14 protein-coding genes, 1 pseudogene and 2 riboswitches are annotated in these 19,632 nt (G+C 59.2%); of the genes and pseudogenes, 11 read left to right on the forward strand and 4 right to left on the reverse strand.

Going from position 1 to position 19,632, the window contains the following annotated elements; all coding sequences use genetic code 11:
- Window positions 1–580 precede the first annotated feature (580 nt).
- Complete coding sequence (locus ASB65_RS21850) at window positions 581–2,347, reverse strand: glucan ABC transporter ATP-binding protein/ permease (protein WP_060725356.1); 1,767 nt, start codon at window positions 2,345–2,347, stop codon at window positions 581–583.
- Window positions 2,348–2,685: 338 nt separating this feature from the next.
- Here ASB65_RS21850 and ASB65_RS21855 point away from each other — a divergent pair, with 338 nt between their 5' ends.
- From ASB65_RS21855 to ASB65_RS21880, 6 genes and pseudogenes are all read left to right on the forward strand, one after another.
- Complete coding sequence (locus ASB65_RS21855) at window positions 2,686–3,423, forward strand: helix-turn-helix transcriptional regulator (protein WP_003505141.1); 738 nt, start codon at window positions 2,686–2,688, stop codon at window positions 3,421–3,423.
- A 106-nt stretch (window positions 3,424–3,529) separates the two neighbouring features.
- Window positions 3,530–6,993 (forward strand): annotated as a pseudogene (gene pyc / locus ASB65_RS21860) (pyruvate carboxylase).
- Between the two features lie 129 nt (window positions 6,994–7,122).
- Window positions 7,123–7,923 (forward strand): DeoR/GlpR family DNA-binding transcription regulator, encoded by an 801-nt coding sequence (locus ASB65_RS21865; protein WP_003505138.1) that lies wholly within the window; start codon window positions 7,123–7,125, stop codon window positions 7,921–7,923.
- Between the two features lie 12 nt (window positions 7,924–7,935).
- A complete protein-coding gene (locus ASB65_RS21870) occupies window positions 7,936–9,126 on the forward strand; it encodes an MFS transporter (RefSeq protein ID WP_060725357.1) in 1,191 nt (396 codons plus the stop codon).
- Window positions 9,127–9,246: 120 nt separating this feature from the next.
- Window positions 9,247–10,497 (forward strand): flavodoxin-dependent (E)-4-hydroxy-3-methylbut-2-enyl-diphosphate synthase, encoded by a 1,251-nt coding sequence (ispG, locus tag ASB65_RS21875; RefSeq protein ID WP_003505135.1) that lies wholly within the window; start codon window positions 9,247–9,249, stop codon window positions 10,495–10,497.
- A 66-nt stretch (window positions 10,498–10,563) separates the two neighbouring features.
- Entirely contained in the window at window positions 10,564–11,226 is a 663-nt protein-coding gene (locus tag ASB65_RS21880) for an OmpA family protein (RefSeq protein ID WP_003505133.1), read from the forward strand.
- Between the two features lie 32 nt (window positions 11,227–11,258).
- Here the strand turns inward: ASB65_RS21880 and ASB65_RS21885 are convergent, their stop codons facing one another.
- Window positions 11,259–12,173 carry a polyprenyl synthetase family protein gene (locus ASB65_RS21885; protein ID WP_060725466.1) on the reverse strand — a complete coding sequence of 305 codons (915 nt, stop codon included), beginning with the start codon at window positions 12,171–12,173 and terminating at the stop codon, window positions 11,259–11,261.
- Window positions 12,174–12,310: 137 nt separating this feature from the next.
- Between ASB65_RS21885 and mtgA the strand changes: the two genes are divergently transcribed.
- The gene (mtgA, locus tag ASB65_RS21890) at window positions 12,311–13,057 is read left to right on the forward strand and encodes a monofunctional biosynthetic peptidoglycan transglycosylase (protein WP_020010807.1); all 747 of its coding nucleotides are present in this window, start codon (window positions 12,311–12,313) and stop codon (window positions 13,055–13,057) included.
- A 15-nt stretch (window positions 13,058–13,072) separates the two neighbouring features.
- Here mtgA and ASB65_RS21895 read toward each other — a convergent pair whose 3' ends face one another.
- Together ASB65_RS21895 and metA are read right to left on the reverse strand one after the other, a co-directional pair.
- Window positions 13,073–14,092: an aldose epimerase family protein gene (locus ASB65_RS21895; RefSeq protein ID WP_060725358.1), complete on the reverse strand. Its 1,020-nt coding sequence runs from the start codon at window positions 14,090–14,092 to the stop codon at window positions 13,073–13,075.
- Window positions 14,093–14,268: 176 nt separating this feature from the next.
- Window positions 14,269–15,195, reverse strand: a complete 927-nt coding sequence (gene metA, locus ASB65_RS21900) for a homoserine O-acetyltransferase MetA (protein ID WP_003505125.1) — start codon at window positions 15,193–15,195, stop codon at window positions 14,269–14,271.
- Window positions 15,196–15,278: 83 nt separating this feature from the next.
- A riboswitch (SAM riboswitch) is annotated at window positions 15,279–15,355 on the reverse strand.
- Window positions 15,356–15,445: 90 nt separating this feature from the next.
- Here metA and ASB65_RS21905 point away from each other — a divergent pair.
- The 4 genes from ASB65_RS21905 to thiB all read left to right on the forward strand — a co-directional run bounded on the left by ASB65_RS21905 (window position 15,446) and on the right by thiB (window position 19,627).
- Window positions 15,446–16,099 carry a thiamine diphosphokinase gene (locus ASB65_RS21905; protein WP_003505123.1) on the forward strand — a complete coding sequence of 218 codons (654 nt, stop codon included), beginning with the start codon at window positions 15,446–15,448 and terminating at the stop codon, window positions 16,097–16,099.
- Window positions 16,100–16,103: 4 nt separating this feature from the next.
- Window positions 16,104–17,930, forward strand: a complete 1,827-nt coding sequence (locus ASB65_RS21910; protein ID WP_060725359.1) for an ABC-F family ATP-binding cassette domain-containing protein — start codon at window positions 16,104–16,106, stop codon at window positions 17,928–17,930.
- Window positions 17,931–18,027: 97 nt separating this feature from the next.
- Complete coding sequence (locus tag ASB65_RS21915) at window positions 18,028–18,420, forward strand: VOC family protein (RefSeq protein WP_003505120.1); 393 nt, start codon at window positions 18,028–18,030, stop codon at window positions 18,418–18,420.
- Window positions 18,421–18,465: 45 nt separating this feature from the next.
- Window positions 18,466–18,576, forward strand: a riboswitch (TPP riboswitch).
- Window positions 18,577–18,613: 37 nt separating this feature from the next.
- The gene (gene thiB / locus ASB65_RS21920) at window positions 18,614–19,627 is read left to right on the forward strand and encodes a thiamine ABC transporter substrate binding subunit (protein ID WP_060725360.1); all 1,014 of its coding nucleotides are present in this window, start codon (window positions 18,614–18,616) and stop codon (window positions 19,625–19,627) included.
- Window positions 19,628–19,632: the final 5 nt, after the last annotated feature.

Genomic DNA, 19,632 nt, shown 5'->3' on the forward strand with positions numbered 1-19,632 from the left:
AAGGTCCTGCGGCACCAAGATAGGTCGTGCAGGCGAAGGCCTTCACGGCGCAGTGCCTGGTTGTCCGGTCCGACCCGTCGTCAATCTTTTCAGGCAGCAGTTGTGAGTGATCAATTACTAAAAACAGGCAACGGTAGGAATCCGTCGTGTATGGTCGGTTTCAGGAATAGCACGCAGGAATCTTGATTGGTCTCCGCGTGTTGCGCGATATTCCCAGTCGATCGGAAAGGGAGTTACCTTGCAATTCAACACCTCTTTCACAGAACCTGCACTGTTGGTGTTGCTCGCCACTCTTTCCCTGGCGTTGTCGTGTTGGTTGGCGCGCTACCCGCGGAAGACGAGCGTCGGAGTAACGCTTGGCGTGGTGCTCGGAGTTTTCCTGACTAATCTCGCAGTAGGTATCGTTGCCTTTCTGGGAAATGTCCTCCCATTCGGGCAGATCGATTTTTGGCTGGCCAGTTCCTTGACCGGAATTCTCCGATAGGAGACCTGTGATCTGGCACTGCCGTCGGGAAGCGGGCAAAGAAAAAGGGCGGACAAGCATGCTGTCCGCCCTGTTCTCATTCTGTCAGCCAAACACTCAGGAAGCTATGGCCTTTGGCCGGGGCTGCTGGCCTTCATCTTCCGTCAGCAGGCCGCTGGTGCGCAGCAGCGAGGTGAAGCGTCCGCCGCGCTGGCTCAGCTCATCGAAAGTGCCCTTTTCGATGATCCTGCCCTGATCGAGGAAGAGAACGAGATCGGCATCGCGGACCGTGGAAAGGCGGTGGGCGATGATGAAGGTCGTACGGTTCTTTCTCAGCGCGTCGACAGCGGCCTTCACGCGGGCTTCCGTTTCCACGTCCAGCGCACTGGTCGCTTCGTCCAGAACCAGAATGGGAGCGTTCTTCAGGATGGCGCGCGCAATGGCGATGCGCTGGCGCTCGCCGCCGGACAGGCGGTTGCCGCGTTCACCGACCTGGGTCAGATAGCCATTGATGCGGCTGTCGATGAAATCCGTTGCCGCCGCTGCCGCCGCTGCTTCCATCACTTCCGCATCGGTTGCCGATTCACGGCCGAGGCGGATGTTTTCGCGGATAGAGCGGTTCAGCAGCCCGGCGTCCTGAAATACTGTGGCGATGGAATTGCGGAGCGAATTTTTCGTCACCGTCGAAATATCGGTGCCATCGATCAGGATCTGGCCGGAATCGGGATCGTAGACGCGCTGCAGCAGATTGATGAGCGTGGTCTTGCCGGCGCCCGTCGGTCCGACGATCGCAATGGTCTCACCGGCCTTGGCCGTGAACGAAACGTCGTGAACGCCCTGCTTGGTATTGGCGAAACCGAAATTGATGTGACGGAATTCCACGGTGCCGGAGACATTCGACAATTCGCGGGCATCGCCCGGCTCTTCCCGTTCCTTGACGGAATCTTCCAGAACAAAGAAATCCTCGAGCTTGGCGCGGGCTTCGAAAATCTGCGTCACGAATTGCCGCATCTGATCCAGACGGCCAATCAGGAGATTGGCGAAACCGATGAAGGCGATGACGTCACCGACGCGCAATTCGCCGTTCTTGACCAGAACGGTACCGATGACGAGGATGATCATCATCGAAACGGTGGAGGCCGTGCGGTTCAGAGCACTCGCAAAGGCCCACCAGTCCAGCACCGGATATTGTGCGCTCAAGAGCTTTTCAGTGAAGGATTTCAGCGCCTTCGTTTCAGCCTCGATGCGGTTGTAGCTGTGCAGCACCGACACGTTGCTGATGGAATCGCTGACATGGGCAAAAACGCTGTGATAGTGCTCTTCAACCGAAGCCTGGCCGTCCTTGGTGCGGCCCATGACCCACTTGCCGATGAACCAGTAGACGATGCCGAGGCCAATCAGAACGAAGCTGAGGCGCATGTCCATGGACATGGCGGTCGGCACAAGCAGCACCAGCGCGACGAAAGTGGCCAGATGCGTGCGCATGAATTCGAGCCAGAGGCCAAACAGCGTTTCGCTGGCGCGCAGCAGCGTGTGGAGGGCGTTCGACGTGCCGCGCTGATGGTGCCAGGAGAGCGGCATCGAGATGATGCGCCCAAAGGCTTCCGTCAGCAGCGAAGCGCGCCGGCCATGGGCCAGCCGGTCGGCCTCGCGGGCGACCGCGACATAAGCGACGGTGTTGAAGACGCCAAAACCCGCCCACAGAATGAGAATGGGCGTGACATTGGAGCCAGAAGAGATGGCGTCAATGATCCGGCCGAACAGTACGGGTTCGGCGATGGTGATCGCTGCAAGAATGACGTTGGCAATGACGACCACCGTCACACGCCATTTATGAACGGTCAGATAGCGCAGAGCGCGTGTATAAACCTGAAACAAGGTCAAATTTTCAATCCAGTCCGTGCGTCTTTTCAAGCGGTTTATTGTTCGGCCTCAACGCCATGCTACTTTAGCAAGGTTGCATGAGACGGCGAATTTTGTGTAATTATCGCTCTTTCTGTCTGAATGGCGGCTTAACAGATTGACCGCGCGTGCGAACCGAAAAAACCGAACCCGATGTTTCCCGGGGCCTGCCGTCACAAGATTTAGCATCTTCGTTTCAGGGATTGATAACGACGATATGTTCAATCTCAACCGACCGGCGCCCGAGTAACATGACGTCATCGCGGGACCATGTCCTCCGTGTCATTCCCTTCAAGCCAAGCTCCGGACCCCGTGTCTTTATGCATGATATTCTTCACTTCATCTCAGCGTGTTACCAGGCGGGAAGCGCCGACCGCGTTCGCTCCGAATTTGCAACGCTCATTCGCGAATACGGTTTCGAATATTTTCTCGTCAGCAGGCGGATGACCGGGGAGATCGCCTCCAGTGGACACATTCTCGCGCAACATCTGCCCGAAGGCTGGCTGGAGGTCTACAGGGCCAAGAAATACAATCTCGTCGATCCCGTCCGCAAGGTGATCGGCATGGTGCACAAGCCGTTTCAATGGAAGGAAGCGCTTGAGGGCCTGCCGCGTGCGATGCATCGCAAAAGGGCGAGCGTCTTTTTCCACGATGCCGGACGTTACGGTCTGCAGGGCGGCTATGCCTTTCCCGTGCACGGTCGTGCGGGATTCATCGGTGCGGTCTTCATTGGCGGTCAGGATCGGCAATTGCCCTCCTTGCAGGTGGAGCTGCTTGATGCTGCCACGCGTGCCGTGTTCTGGCGCCTGCTCGATCTTTCCGGGCAGGCTCATGGCTTCAGCAATGCCCCCGACGTTTCCGCTCTCGAGCTTACGAGGCGCGAAATGGAGGTGCTGACGCTGATGGCAGACGGCATGACCTCGACGGAAATCGGACGTCAGCTATCGATCTCCAACCACACGGTCGACTGGTATATCAACGGAATCCAGCGCCGTTTCAGCGCCAAGAACCGACAGCACACCGTAGCGCTTGCTTTTCGTCATGGATTGCTGAGCTAGCGCAAACAGGACAGTTCTCGCCGGAATTGCCCTTTCCAAGACCGGGTTTTGCTGCTTAATTCCGCAGTGCAGCAGAAGTTTTGTTTTGGCGTGTGGGGAGACCGTCTTGAAGATATCGAAAATACTTGTTGCCAACCGATCCGAAATTGCGATCCGCGTTTTCCGGGCAGCGAATGAGCTTGGGATTAAAACCGTTGCGATTTGGGCGGAAGAGGACAAGCTGTCTTTGCACCGCTTCAAGGCGGACGAATCCTATCAGGTTGGCCGAGGGCCGCATCTCGCCAACAAGGACATGGGGCCGATCGAGAGCTATCTTTCGATCGAGGAGGTTATCCGCGTGGCCAAGCTCTCGGGAGCAGACGCGATCCATCCCGGTTACGGTCTCCTGTCTGAAAGCCCCGAATTCGTGGAGGCCTGCAACAAGGCCGGCATCACCTTCATCGGACCGACGGCGGATACGATGCGCCAGCTCGGCAACAAGGTCGCCGCCCGCAATCTGGCGATCTCGGTTGATGTCCCCGTTGTTCCCGCCACCAATCCGCTGCCTGATGATATAGCGGAAGTGGAACGCATGGCCGAAGAAATCGGCTATCCCGTGATGCTCAAGGCCTCCTGGGGCGGCGGCGGTCGCGGCATGCGCGCCATCCGCAAGAAGGAGGACCTCGCCCGCGAGGTGACGGAGGCCAAGCGCGAGGCGAAAGCCGCCTTCGGCAAGGATGAAGTTTATCTCGAAAAGCTGGTCGAGCGTGCGCGTCACGTCGAAAGCCAGATTCTCGGCGATACGCATGGCAATGTCGTGCATCTGTTCGAGCGTGATTGTTCGATCCAGCGGCGCAATCAAAAAGTCGTCGAGCGTGCGCCTGCACCCTATCTGTCCGAAACGCAGCGCCAGGAACTGGCCGCCTACTCCCTGAGGATCGCCGCCGCGACCAATTATATCGGCGCCGGCACGGTCGAATATCTGATGGATGCCGATACCGGCAAATTTTACTTCATCGAGGTCAATCCGCGTATTCAGGTGGAGCATACCGTCACCGAAGTCGTGACTGGTATCGATATCGTCAAGGCGCAGATTCATATTCTCGAAGGTGCCGCCATCGGCACGGCGGAATCCGGCGTTCCGCGCCAGGAGGACATCCGTCTCAATGGCCATGCGCTGCAGTGCCGCATCACGACCGAAGACCCGGAACATAATTTCATTCCGGACTATGGCCGTATCACCGCCTACCGTTCCGCTTCGGGCTTCGGTATCCGTCTGGATGGCGGCACCTCCTATACCGGCGCCGTCATCACCCGCTATTACGATCCACTGCTTGTGAAGGTGACGGCCTGGGCGCCGCGACCGGATGAGGCGATCAACCGCATGGACCGCGCGCTGCGCGAATTCCGTATCCGCGGCGTTGCCACCAACCTCACCTTCCTCGAAGCCATCATCGGTCACGACAGCTTCCGTAACAATACCTATACGACGCGCTTCATTGATTCGACGCCAGAGCTCTTCGCACAGGTCAAGCGTCAGGACCGCGCCACCAAGCTTCTGACCTATCTCGCCGACGTAACCGTCAACGGCCACCCGGAAACCAAGGGTCGCGCCAGGCCGTCCGAAAAGGCGGCGAAGCCCATCGTGCCTTACATCGATGCGCCGACACCTGACGGCACAAAGCAGCTGCTGGACAAGCTTGGCCCGAAGGGCTTTGCGGACTGGATGCGTAATGAAAAGCGCGTGCTGGTCACCGATACGACCATGCGCGATGGACACCAGTCGCTTCTGGCTACCCGCGTTCGCACCCATGACATCGCCCATGTCGCGAGTGTTTACGCCAAGGCGCTGCCGCAACTTCTGTCGCTGGAATGCTGGGGTGGTGCGACGTTCGACGTTCCATGCGCTTCCTGACCGAAGACCCGTGGGAGCGCCTGGCGCTTATCCGCGAAGGCGCGCCGAACCTGCTGCTGCAGATGCTGCTGCGCGGTGCAAACGGCGTCGGATACAAGAATTATCCTGATAATGTCGTGAAATACTTCGTCCGCCAGGCCTCAAAGGGCGGGGTTGATCTTTTCCGCGTCTTCGACTGCCTGAACTGGGTGGAGAATATGCGCGTTTCGATGGATGCGATTGCCGAGGAGAACAAGCTCTGCGAAGCGACCATCTGCTACACCGGCGATCTGTTGAATTCGGCGCGTCCGAAATATGATCTCAAATATTATACCGGCCTTGCCGCCGAGCTTGAAAAGGCAGGCGCTCATATCATCGCCGTCAAGGACATGGCGGGCCTGTTGAAACCGGCTGCCGCCAAGGTTCTGTTCAAGGCGCTGCGCGAGGCGACCGGTCTGCCGATCCATTTCCACACCCATGATACCTCGGGCATTTCCGCCGCCACCGTTCTTGCGGCCGTGGATGCTGGCGTTGACGCCGTCGATGCCGCGATGGATGCCTTCTCCGGCAACACCTCGCAGCCATGCCTTGGTTCGATCGTTGAGGCGCTGGCAGGGTCGGAACGCGATACGGGTCTTGATACGGAATGGATCCGCCGCATTTCCTTCTACTGGGAAGCTGTTCGCAACCAGTATGCGGCTTTCGAAAGCGATCTCAAGGGACCGGCTTCGGAAGTCTATCTGCACGAAATGCCGGGCGGCCAGTTCACCAACCTCAAGGAACAGGCGCGGTCGCTGGGTCTGGAGAGCCGCTGGCACGAGGTGGCGCAGGCCTATGCCGATGCCAACCGCATGTTCGGCGATATCGTCAAGGTAACCCCGTCCTCCAAGGTCGTCGGTGACATGGCGCTGATGATGGTCAGCCAGGATCTGACGGTCGCCGATGTCGAAAACCCCGATCGTGAAGTGTCTTTCCCGGAATCGGTGGTTTCGATGCTGAAAGGCGATCTCGGACAGTCGCCAGGCGGCTGGCCGGCAGCCCTGCAGAAAAAGGCGCTGAAGGGCGAAGCGCCCTATACCGTTCGTCCGGGTTCGCTTTTGGCAGATGCCGATCTCGACGCGGAGCGGAAGGTGATCGAGACCAAGCTGGAGCGCAAGGTCGACGACTTCGAGTTCGCGTCCTATCTCATGTATCCGAAGGTGTTCACCGATTTCGCGCTCACCGCCGAGACATACGGCCCCGTTTCCGTGCTGCCCACCCATGCCTATTTCTACGGCATGGAGGATGGCGAGGAGCTGTTTGCCGATATCGAGCGCGGCAAGACGCTTGTCATCGTCAATCAGGCCTCGTCCGGCATTGATGACAAGGGCATGGTGACGGTGTTCTTCGAGATCAACGGCCAGCCGCGCCGCATCAAGGTGCCGGATCGTGCCCATGGTGCTTCCGGCTCCGCCGTGCGCCGCAAGGCCGAACCGGGCAATGCTGTCCATATTGGTGCACCGATGCCCGGCGTTATCAGCCGCGTCTTCGTCAATCAGGGTCAGGAGGTCAAGGCCGGTGACGTGCTGCTCTCCATCGAAGCCATGAAGATGGAAACCGCGCTTCACGCCGAACGCGACGGCAAGATCGCGGAAGTTCTGGTGCGCCCCGGCGACCAGATCGATGCGAAGGATCTGCTGATCGCTTACGCCGAATAAAAGCCGTTCGAATCTCTCATTACACAGTCAGACGCCCGTCTTTTTCGGCGGGCGTTTTTTATTGCGCTTCGGTGGAAACTCGAATATGCATGTTCGTGCACGTTTGTTCCTGTTTATGCATGAGTCTCCATGAGTGATCATTTCGTCAGCGAGCGGCAGGCGCTTATCCTCGCGCAGCTACGGCAAAGCGGCCGTGTGCTGGCGCAGGATCTTGCGCAGAACTTCGGCGTTTCCGAAGATACGGTGCGTCGTGACCTGCGTGAGATGGCGGCCCGCGGGGAATGCCTGCGCGTTTATGGCGGGGCGCTGCTTTCCGACAGCAAGACGGTGCCACTGAAGACGCGCATTGCCGAGGATGCGGACCGCAAGGCCATGCTGGCGCGTGCCGCTGTCCCGCTGCTTGAACCCGGCATGGTCGTCTTCATCGATGCCGGCTCCACCAATCTCGCCATCGCACGCGCGATCCCTGCCGGTCTCAACCTGACAGTGGTGACGAATACGCCAGCCATTGCCGCCGAACTGACGGGGCGGGCCAATATCGATCTGGTGCTGATCGGCGGAAAAGTCGATCCGGCTGTAGGTGCGGCTATCGACGCCATGGCGCTTCGGCAGCTCGAACTGATGCGGCCCGATCTTTGCATTCTCGGTGTGTGCGGCGTTGCGGCCGAGACGGGTCTGTCGGCGGATGTTTTTGAAGATGCGGTGTTCAAGCGGCTTGCCTGCAGCGCCAGCCAGCGGATCGTCGCAGCGATTACCACGGAAAAGCTCGGCCATAAGGCTGCTTTCCATGTGCATGATTTTTCTCCACCTCTTTCCCTCGTGCTGGAGCAGGATGCCGACCGCGTATTCGTCGAGGCGCTGTCGGCAAAGGGCGTACAGATTCATTGCGGCGATGAAGACGCCGCCCGATTTTCCCACGGTCAAGTCTGAAGGATATTGCCGATGAATGGCCCCACGACATTTTCGCCGACAGGCATGCGTTCGTCCTATCTGACACGGCACAGGCTGGGCGTTTCCCTGTTGTTCCTGATGAATGGTTTCATGATGGGGTCATGGGCGCCCAAGATTCCGGAATTTGCGGCGCGTCTTTCCCTCAGTGAAAGTGTGCTTGGCCTCATCATTCTGGTTTTCGGCATTGGCTCGCTGGTTCTCATGCCGATTGCCGGTTCGCAGATCGCCCGTTTCGGCTCGCGCACGGTGAGCCCTGTCACCGCCGCGATCTTTCTGCCGACGCTGCTTTTCATTTCCTGGGCCGGCACGGTGTGGGCGGGGGTGATCGCGGTATTTCTGTTCGGCGGGCTGACGGGGGCAATGGATGTCGCCATGAACGCCAATGCCGTGGCGGTGGAACGGGATATGCGCCGCGCCATCATGTCGTCGTGCCATGCCTTCTGGAGCCTCGGCGGTCTGATCGGCGCTGGTCTTGGCGGTTATCTCATTACGGCGATCGGTGTGCAGGGGCATGCCGTTGCGCTGACGGTCATTGCGCTGGTGTTGCTGGTCATTGCATGGCCGCGGGTTCTCGCGGATCGCCCGCATCCTGAGGAGGAACGCCCGAAAGGCGGCCTGCCGCTGACGCCGCTGCCCTGGATCATCGGCCTGATGGCGTTATTCTCGATGATTCCGGAGGGTGCCATCCTCGATTGGGGTGCCCTTTATCTGCGCAACGAACTGGGCGCTTCCGTCTCGCAGTCCGGTTTCGCTTTCGCGGCATTTTCCATGACCATGGCGATCATGCGGTTTGCCGGCGATCTGGTGCGTGACAGGTTCGGGGCGGTCCGAACCCTGCGTTTCTGCTCGGTCATGTCGATCACCGGTCTTCTGATTGCCGGCCTTGCGGGAAATTCCACTTTCGTGATTATCGGTTTCGCCATTGCCGGTATCGGTATTTCCAACATGGTGCCGATCGCCTTTTCGGCGGCGGGCAATATGCCGGGACTGGCGCCTGGCATCGGCCTTTCGGTCGTCACCACCATGGGTTATTCCGGCATTCTGGTAGCGCCCTCGGCGATCGGCTTCATCGCCGAACATACCGGTCTTGCCAGCGTGTTTCTCGCTCTGCCGCTGCTGCATGTGGTCGTTCTGCTACTTTCACGGCTCGCCCGGCATGCTGATGGTGCGGGCAAGGAATAGGCGTCTCGAATTTTGCCATGATTGCGGGAAAGTAGAAGCTCCAGCGCGTTGGGTGTTGACAAGGAGGCCCCCTTGTTTCACCTCAATTGCCAGACCTTGCCGCAAGCTCCAGAGACCGCCATGACGTCACATGCCGATTACGATCCGAAGCCCCGCCGCGCATCCGTCGCCGTAGACGTGGGCGGTGTCATCGTCGGTGGCGGTGCGCCCGTCGTCGTGCAGTCGATGACCAATACCGATACGGCTGACATCGACGCCACCGTGCAGCAGGTGGCGGCGCTTTTCCAGGCCGGTTCGGAAATGGTGCGCATCACCGTCGACCGCGATGAGAGCGCTGCCGCCGTGCCGAAAATCCGCGAGCGGCTGCTGCGTCTCGGCATGGATGTGCCGCTGATCGGCGATTTCCATTATATCGGTCACAAGCTTCTCGCCGATCACCCTGCCTGTGCCGAGGCGCTGGCGAAATACCGCATCAATCCCGGCAATGTCGGCTTCAAGGACAAGAAGGACAAGCAGTTCGGCGAGATCGTCGAAATGGCGATCCGATACGACAAGCCGGTGCGAATCGGCGTCAACTGGGGGTCGCTCGATCAGGAATTGCTGACGACCCTGATGGACAAGAACAAGGAGCAGGGCTTCCCTCTCTCCGCTCGTCAGGTCACGCGCGAGGCGATCGTGCAGTCGGCGTTGATTTCCGCCGAGCTTGCCGAAGAGATCGGCCTGCCACGAAACCGCATCATCCTGTCGGCCAAGGTCAGCCAGGTGCAGGACCTCATCGCCGTTTATTCGATGCTGTCGGAACGCTCCGACCACGCCCTGCATCTCGGTCTCACCGAAGCGGGCATGGGCTCGAAGGGCATCGTCGCTTCATCCGCCGCCATGGGTTACGTGTTGCAGCATGGTATTGGCGATACGATCCGCGTTTCGTTGACGCCGGAGCCGAATGGCGACCGCACCCGCGAGGTACAGGTGGCGCAGGAATTGCTGCAGGTCATGGGTTTCCGTCAGTTCATTCCGGTCGTTGCGGCATGTCCCGGTTGCGGGCGCACCACGTCCACCGTCTTCCAGGAACTTGCCCAGAATATCCAGAACGATATTCGCAAGAACATGCCGATCTGGCGTGAGAAATATCCTGGTGTCGAGGCGCTCAATGTCGCCGTCATGGGTTGCATCGTTAATGGCCCCGGTGAAAGCAAACATGCCGATATCGGCATTTCCCTGCCCGGAACCGGCGAAAGCCCCGCGGCGCCCGTCTTCATCGACGGAGAGAAGGCGCTGACCCTTCGTGGCCCCAATATCGCCGCCGATTTTGAAGCGCTTGTGATCGATTACATCGAAAAGCGTTTTGGCCGGAAAGATGCGGCGGAGTAAAGAGTACCGTGAAAAGGCCGGAATTCCACTGTCATACCTCCTGAACCTCTCGGAGCATCAAAACACATGATCAAAAAAATCGCGATCGTCGCCCTTTGCGGGACCTATCTTTCCGCCTGCACCACCACCGATCCCTATACGGGTGAGCAGAAGATGTCGAACACCGCCGGCGGTGCCGGCATCGGCGCCGTGGTCGGTGCTCTGGGTGGTCTGGCTGTCGGCGGTTCGCCGACCGGTCGCCGCAATGCCGCGCTTATCGGCGCGGGCATCGGCGCGCTCGCCGGCGGCGCTATCGGCAATTACATGGATGGTCAGGAAGCCGAGCTTCGCGCCCAGCTTCAGGGAACGGGTGTTTCGGTTACTCGCCGCGGCGACAGCATCGTTCTCAACATGCCGTCGAACATCACCTTCGCGACGGACCAGGATCAGGTCATTCCGCCATTCTACCCGACGCTCGATTCTGTCGCCATTGTGCTGAACAAGTTCAACCGCACGCTCATCGACATCAACGGCCACACCGATTCCACCGGCAGCCTGCAGCATAACCAGGCGCTTTCCGAGCGTCGCGCCGCATCGGTTGCGAATTATATCGGCGCGCGCGGCGTCGACCAGCGCCGTATTTCGACGCTCGGCTTCGGCCCGTCGCAGCCGATCGCCTCGAATGCAACGTCTGACGGTCGCGCCCAGAACCGTCGCGTCGAAGTGCTGATTTCGCCGCTCAAGGGCTGATTGGATGATGGGAAGCTGAGAGGAGAACCGGCTCAGCTTTTCCGTTCAGCGATGAATCTTGCGGCCGCGATGAGAATCGCGGCCTTTTCGCCATAGGGAGCCAGCAGTTCCGCAGCTTCCGCCACCTGCTCCTGCAGCTTGCGGCGCGCCCAGTCTTCGCCGCGCAATGCCACGAGCGTTCCCTTGCCGCGCGCGGCATCCTTGCCGGTCGCCTTGCCCATGGTGGCGGCGTCGGCCGTCAAATCCAGAAGATCGTCGGCAAGCTGGAAGGCGAGGCCGATCTTTTCGCCGAAGTGACGCAACCTTTGCCTTTCGGAAACATCGCTTCCGGCGATGATTGCGCCCGCTTCGCAGGCAAAACGCAGCAGTGCGCCAGTTTTCATAGCTTGCAATGTAATGACGCCGGCCTCATCCGGCGCTGTCTTTTCAGCAGCGAGATCGAGGGCCTGGCCGCCGGCCATGCCGCCGATGCCCGCTGCGCGGGCAAGCGAAAGCACGAGCGCGGCCTTGCGTTCGGCCGCGAGCGGATTTTCGTCCGAGGCGATGATATCAAAGGCAAGCGTCAGCAGGCTGTCGCCGGCGAGAATAGCGGTCGCCTCATCGAATTTGCGATGCACCGTCGGCTGGCCGCGGCGCAGGTCGTCGTCGTCCATGGCCGGCAGATCGTCATGAACAAGCGAATAACAATGGAGGCATTCCAGCGCGGCGCCAACATAATGGGCAGCTTCGGCATTTCCGCCCGCAAGGGCGGCACTTTCGATGACGAGGAAGGGTCGCAGGCGTTTGCCGCCGTTCAGCACGCCATGGCGCATGGCGTCGAGCAGGTTTTGCGGGCGCGTGATCTCGTCTGCGCGTGCTTCGCCGGAAAGCAGGCGGCCAAGCAGGGCTTCGGTTTTAGCCGCGTTTTCGCGCAGCTTCGTTTCGAAATTTGTCATCGCAGCGTCCATGCCGCGCTCTTTGGCATGCCGCGCGAATGCAGGCAAACCTTTTCGTGATTCCAGAGGCGCAACTATTTGACCGGACTCGCCTTGAAGGCGGCAATGGACTATGAAAGGCTTCAACTGGTGCGGGGCTTTGACGAATATTGAGCAGTACGCCTGAAAGCGACGCAGATTACGCCGTGCTGGCGGAAGACCGGAGCAGTCCGAAGGTGGATTTTCGCACGTTGGCAAAGCGCATCATCATGACCTTGCTGGCTTTGCTGATCCTGCCCTATCTGCTGATCCCGGTCTATGCACTGCCGTTTTTCCGGCCGGTCTCGACGCTGATGCTCGCCGATCTGGTGACCTTTCAGGGTTATGACAGGCGCTGGGTGCCGCTCGAGGATATTTCCCCGCGCCTTGTTCAATCGGTGATGATGTCCGAGGACGGGCAATTCTGTTTCCATGGCGGCGTGGACTGGAACCAGATGCAGTCCGTGGTCAGCAATGCGCTCGACGGGGCCTCCACCCGTGGCGCGAGCACCATTCCGATGCAGACGGCCAAGAACCTGTTCCTCTGGAACGGCCGCTCTTTCCTGCGCAAGGGGCTGGAATTGCCGCTGGCGATCGCCGCCGATTTCGTCTGGTCCAAAAAACGGATGATGGAGATTTATCTCAACGTTGCCGAATGGGGACCTGGCATCTACGGCATTGAGGCCGCAGCACAGCACCATTTCAAGGTGCCGGCCGCAAAGCTCAGTTCCCGCCAGGCGGCGCTGCTGGCTGTTTCACTACCTAATCCCATCGACCGCGTCGCCAGCAAGCCGGGACGCGGATTGCAACGGCTTGCCGGCCTTATCGAGCGTCGCGCTCGCGCCTCCGGCGGCTATGTCGGCTGCGTGCTGGACTGACCCTAGCGCGCTGGTTCAGCCTTTCTTGAAAATATAGTCGGTTTCCTGACGCAGCGTTTCGCCCGGCCGCAGGATTGCATGCGGAAAATCCGGGTGATTGACGGCGTCTGGCCAAATCTGCGTTTCCAGGCAGAAACCCGCAAAGGGGCCGTAGTGACGGCCATCGAGGCCGGGAACCGGGACGTCCAGTTTAAAGGCCGAATAAAGCTGTACACCGGGTTCGGTGGTGTGAACCTCAAGAGCGATATCGGAGGCTGGCGAATAGGCGCGGGCGACCTTGCGCTTGGCGCGACGTTCGGGCGAAAGGCAGAAATTATGGTCGTAGAGGACCTGCTCGCCATTCTCCTTGCGCCGCATCGGTGTTGTCTGGCGAAGGTCGAACACGGTTCCTTCGACGGAGCGGATTTCGCCCGTCGGTATCTGCTTGTCGTTGGTGGGCAGGTAGAAGTCAGCAGCGATGCTGATCTCATGCCCAAGTGCGGTATCTGCCCCATCGAGATTGAAATAGGAATGCTGGCAGACATTGGCGATGGTCGGCCTGTCGGTCACCGTTTCATAGACCACCGAAAGCACACCGCCGTCGAGGATCGTATAGGTGGCCGTGACCGTGCAATTGCCGGGATAACCGGCGCGGCCATCGGGATCGATGATCTGCAGAACCGCATGGCTCTCGCCATGTTCCATCAGCATCCAGTTGCGTTTGCCCATGCCGTCGCTGCCGCCATGCAGGTGGGTTACGCCCTTTTCGTTCAGTTCCAGCTGGTATTCGTGCCCGTCGATCGAGAACCGGCCGTCACCGATACGGTTGGCGTTGCGGCCGGGGGTGGCGCCGAAATAGGAGGAATATTTGTAATCCTCGAACTTGTCGAAGCCGAGCACGAGCGGCGGCTGGTGGCCCTCAAGACGCAGATCCTGAATGACGGCACCCCAGGTGATGACCTTGGCCGTCAGCCCGCCTTTCGAGATGGTGACGCGTTCGACTTTTTCGCCGGTCGCCGTGAAACCGAAATTCTCCCGTGCCGCCTCGTCGCCCATAACATCATTCTCCCGGTTGCCATGAATTGCCGGCGGACGTTGCGTCATTTTCCGGCAATTCGCAATCCCGCAATTCAAAGCATGTCTCCCAAAAGTGTCCTGCGGTTTTGGGACAAAGACATGCTTAAAACAAAGAAGAAAGCGCGTCGCATGCGTTTGACCAAACGCGACGCGCTTTAAGCGGCCAGTTGCCCGATGGCTTCTAGATCATAGGGCGTCGTCTGGTATATCTCGTTGATCCAGTTGCCGAAAAACAGATGGGCATGGCTGCGCCAGCGGTTGAGCGGGGCAAGTTCCGGGTCGTTGTGCGGAAAATAATCATGCGGCAGCTTGATGGGCACGCCGGCATTCGCGTCCCGGAAATACTCGTCCGAAAGCGACGTCGAATCATATTCGACATGGTTGAACATATAGAGCCGGTTGCCCTCCTTCTCATGCACCAGACAAACGCCCATTTCCTCTGACTCCATCAGGATTTCGAGTCTCGGATGTTTTTCGATATCGGCGCGGCGTACTTCAGTCCAGCGCGAGACAGGAACCTGGAAATCATCCGAAAAGCCGTTCAGGTAGATCGACGAGGGGCAAAGATTGCGGTGACGATAGACCCCGAAAGCCTTTTCCTTCAGTTCGTGCTTCGGCACGCCATGGAAATGATAGATGGCGGCCATCGCCCCCCAGCAGACATTCAGCGTCGAATGGACATTGGTCTGCGTCCATTCGAAAATCTTCTGCATTTCGTTCCAGTAGGTCACGTCTTCATAGGCCAGCGTCTCCACGGGGGCACCGGTAATGATGAAACCGTCAAACTTGCGGTGGCGCACTTCCTCCCACGTCTCGTAGAAGGACAGGAGATGCTCTTCCGGCGTGTTCTTGGCGCGATGGCCGCCGATCCGCACCAGCGACAGTTCTACCTGCAGCGGCGAAGCGCCGACGAGGCGTGCCATCTGGATTTCCGTCTTGATCTTGTTCGGCATGAGGTTGAGAAGCCCGATCTGGAGCGGGCGGATATCCTGCCGGATAGCAGCCGTTTCGGTCATGACCCGCACGCCCTCGTGAACGAGGGTCTCAAAAGCGGGAAGCGTATCGGGAATCTTGATCGGCATGTCGAACTCTCTTTTCCGGATCACGTAAAGAACGTTGCGAAAACAAAAAAACCGGCAGCGAAATCGCGACCGGTCCCAGGAAATTGCCTTTTTCCTCGACCCTTTAGCGACTTCTTTAAAGTGGCTGCAAGCCGGTCGGCAAATCACCACTGAGGCGTTTCATAATCCCGAAGCCGGCGAAAATCAATATAGGCTGATTTCATCGGGGTTTCGGCTTTCCATTTTTGGCCGAGGTGCGGTAAGGCAGGGCATGGATAAAGAGCGTTTCACCATTCTGCTTGGCGGCGATGTCACGGTGACCGATCGTCTGAAAGAGGCGGTCGCGGATAGCCGCGTGATTGCGGCCGATGGCGGCATGCGCCATGCCCGGCCGCTTGGCCTTGCGCCGGAGCTGTGGGTCGGGGATTTCGATTCCGCCAGCAAAGAGTTGCTGGACGCCTGGCCAGATGTGGCGCGGCAGCCGTACCCGGCCGCAAAGGCGGTGACGGATGGCGAGATCGCGGTATCGGAAGCTCTCTCCCGTGGAGCGCATTCGCTGGTGCTTGTCGGTGCGCTTGGAGGCGAGAGAAGCGACCATGCGCTGCAGCACCTTCTTTACGCGGTGGCGCTGGCCGAACGTGGTATCGACGTTACGCTGACGTCAGGTGAAGAAGAGGCCCGGCCGCTGCTTCCCGGTTTGCTGGATGTCGATCTGCCGCCCGCTTCGCTGTTTTCTGTTGCCGGATTTACCGCCCTTGCGGGGCTTGATATCGGCAATGTGCGTTATCCGCTGAAGGATTTCGCGCTTGCTTTCGGCTCCTCCCGCACTATTTCCAATGTCGCGAATGGCGGCCCCGTGCATTTCTCGCTGAAAAGCGGAAAAGCCATCGTGCTCGCCCGCCCTTATGATCTGACCGGAGCCTGACACCTTGGCACCCCCAATTTTGAAACTCGATGACATCAAGCTGACCTTCGGCGTGACCCCGCTGCTCGATGGCGCCAATCTCCAGGTAGAGCCGGGCGATCGCATCTGCCTTGTCGGGCGCAACGGTTCGGGCAAGTCGACGCTGATGAAGATCGCTGCGGGTCTCGTTGAAGCGCAGTCGGGTGAGGTTTTCCGGCATCCGTCCGCGACCATCCGTTATCTGGAACAGGCGCCGGATTTCAACGGTTACGACACCGTGCAGGCCTATGCCGAGGCTGGGCTCGGACCCGGCGACGATCCCTATCGCGTCACCTATCTTCTTGAGCATCTCGGCCTCACGGGGCAGGAACATCCGGCAAGCCTTTCCGGCGGTGAGGCGCGACGTGCGGCCCTTGCCCGCGTGATGGCGCCGGAACCTGATATCCTGATGCTCGACGAACCCACCAACCATCTGGATCTGCCGACCATCGAATGGCTTGAGAGCGATTTGCAGCAGAGGCGCAGCGCGCTGGTGCTGATTTCGCACGACCGCCGTTTTCTCGAAAAAGTCTCGACTTCGACCGTCTGGCTCGATCGTGGCCAGTCCCGCCGTCTTAATCGCGGCTTTGCCCATTTCGAGGAATGGCGCGACAAGGTGCTGGAAGAGGAAGAGCTGGAGCAGCACAAGCTCGGCAAGGCCATCGAACGCGAAGAACACTGGATGCGTTATGGCGTGACCGCGAGACGCAAGCGCAACATGCGCCGCGTCGGTGAGCTTCAGGCCATGCGCGCGGAATATCGCGGCCATAAGGGGCCGCAGGGCACGGTGCAGGCGACCGTCACCGAAGGGCGCGAATCCGGCAAGCTGGTCATCGAGGCCGAGGCCATCACCAAGGCCTACGGCGAGCGCGTGATCGTCGCGCCGTTTTCGCTGCGTGTCCATCGCGGGGATTGCATCGGCTTCGTCGGCCCCAATGGCGCCGGTAAAACCACGCTTCTGAAGATGCTCACCGGCCAGCTTGAGCCCGATAGCGGCATGGTGAAGCTCGGCACCAATCTGGAGATCGCGACGCTCGACCAGAAACGTGAGGATCTCAATCCCAACGATACGCTCGCGCATTATCTGACCGATGGTCGCGGCGAAAACCTGCTGGTCAACGGCGAATTGAAGCATGTGACGGGCTATATGAAGGATTTCCTGTTCCAGCCGGAACAGGCCCGTACGCCGATCCGCAACCTTTCCGGCGGCGAGCGCGCGCGCCTTATTCTGGCACGCATCCTGGCGCGGCCGACCAATCTTCTGATCCTCGATGAGCCGACCAACGATCTCGATATCGAAACGCTCGATCTTTTGCAGGAAATCGTCGCTGGATTTTCCGGCACGGTCATTCTCGTCAGCCACGACCGCGATTTCCTTGACCGCACCGTCACCTCCACCATCGCCCCGGTCAATCCGGACCAGCCGGATGGACGATGGATCGAATATGCCGGTGGCTATTCGGACATGATGGCGCAGCGCAAGGGTGCTGCGGAAGAAAAACGCAAGGCTGAGAAGCAGGAAAAAGCGAAGGCCGCACCTTCGGCCTCCGCGTCGCAGGATCCTTCAAAGGCCAAGGGCAAGCTTTCCTTCAAGCAGAAATTCGCGCTCGAAAATCTTCCGAAGGAGATGGAAAAGGCGCAAGGCGAAATCGCCAAGCGCGAGGAGCGCATGGCTGATCCTAATCTCTTCACCAAGGATCCGGCCACTTTCAACACGCTGGCGAAGGAAATGACGAAGCTGCGTGAAAAGCTCGAGACCATGGAAGAAGAATGGCTGGAGCTGGAGATGCTGCGCGAGGAACTGGAAGGCTGAAGGCCGCAGGCCCCTCGTTTGATCGCCCCCTCCTTCGGTCTTTGACAGAAAAGCGGAATTGCCGTTCTATGCCGGTTCGTTTGGAGGAGTTGTGAAAATGCGCATGATTTTCGTCAATCTGCCGGTCAAGAATATCGAGAAATCAAGAAGCTTCTTCACGGCTCTCGGTTTCAGCTTCAATCCGGAATATTCTGACGACCGCACGCTCTGCATGATCGTGGAAGAAAACATCTTCGTGATGCTTCTTCAGGAAGGGCGTTTCCGCGATTTCATCAACGGCGACATCGCCGATGCGACGCGCACCACCGAGGTTCTGACGTGTCTCACGGCGGGAAGCCGCGACGAAATCGACCGGATGATCGCAACGGCGCTTGCCTCCGGTGGCAGTGATTGGAAACCCGTGCAGGATCACGGCTTCATGTATGCCGGCAGCTTTCAGGATCCCGACGGGCACGTCTGGGAGCTGGTGCATATGACGGAGCAGGGCTGACGGCGGCCATCTTGCCAAGCAGTGACGACGGGACTACACCATCATCTTGATCTAACGGGGTGTCTTTTGCGCTTGCGTGCAAAAGGCTGAGAGGCTTGCCAACCCGAAGAACCTGATCCGGTTCATACCGGCGGAGGGATTAGACGGCTTCAAGGCAGGCGGCTATTTCCCTTTTTGTTTTGAGGAGATACCCGTGCGCCGTCGTCTTTTCCTGAATTCCCTTGTTGCCGCTTCGCTGTTCCTGCCCGGTCTTGCCGCCGCGCATGACAAGCAAGAATTGACAGTCTATACCTATGAGAGCTTCGTTTCCGAATGGGGTCCCGGTCCCAAGGTAAAAGAAGCTTTCGAGAAGGTCTGCGGTTGCACGGTCAATTTCGTCGGTGTTGCGGATGGTGTGGCGCTTCTTAACCGTCTGAAGCTTGAAGGCGCAGGGTCCAGGGCGGATGTGGTCGTTGGTCTCGACACCAATCTTGTTGCCGAGGCGAAACAGACCGGTCTTTTTGATGTCAGCGGCGTCGATGCGTCGGCCGCCAAGGTGCCGGGCGGTTACAGGGACGATGTTTTCGTGCCTTACGACTACGGGCATTTTGCCGTCATCTATGACACGCAGACGGTGAAGAACCCACCGGCGAGCCTGAAAGAGCTGGTGGAAGGCGACCCCTCGCAGAAGATCGCCATTCAGGACCCGCGCACCTCCACGCCGGGGCTCGGCCTGCTGTTGTGGGTAAAATCGGTCTACGGTGACAAGGCCCCGGAAGCATGGGCAAAGCTCAGGAAGCGCATTCTCACCGTCACGCCGGGCTGGTCGGAATCCTACGGCCTTTTCACCAAGGGGGAGGTGCCGATGGTGCTCTCCTACACCACCTCGCCCGCCTATCATATGGTCGCCGAAAAAACGGATCGTTATCAGGCCGCGGCTTTTTCCGAAGGGCATTATATCCAGATCGAAGTGTCCGGCCTTCTCAAAAACGCGCCGCACAAGGAGCTGGCAAAGCAGTTCCTCGCTTTCACGCTGACATCAGGTTTTCAGGATGCCATTCCGGAAAACAATTGGATGATGCCGGTTGCGGCAACGTCCAATCCCTTGCCGGAGGCTTTTTCCAAACTCGTGGTGCCGCAGAAGACTTTCCTGATGGATCCGGAAGAGGTGGCGAAGAACCGCAAGGCGTGGATCGATGAATGGCTCGCGGCCATGAGCATGAATTGAGGAAG

The organism is Agrobacterium tumefaciens str. B6 (assembly GCF_001541315.1).
Classification (GTDB): Bacteria; Pseudomonadota; Alphaproteobacteria; order Rhizobiales; family Rhizobiaceae; genus Agrobacterium; species Agrobacterium radiobacter.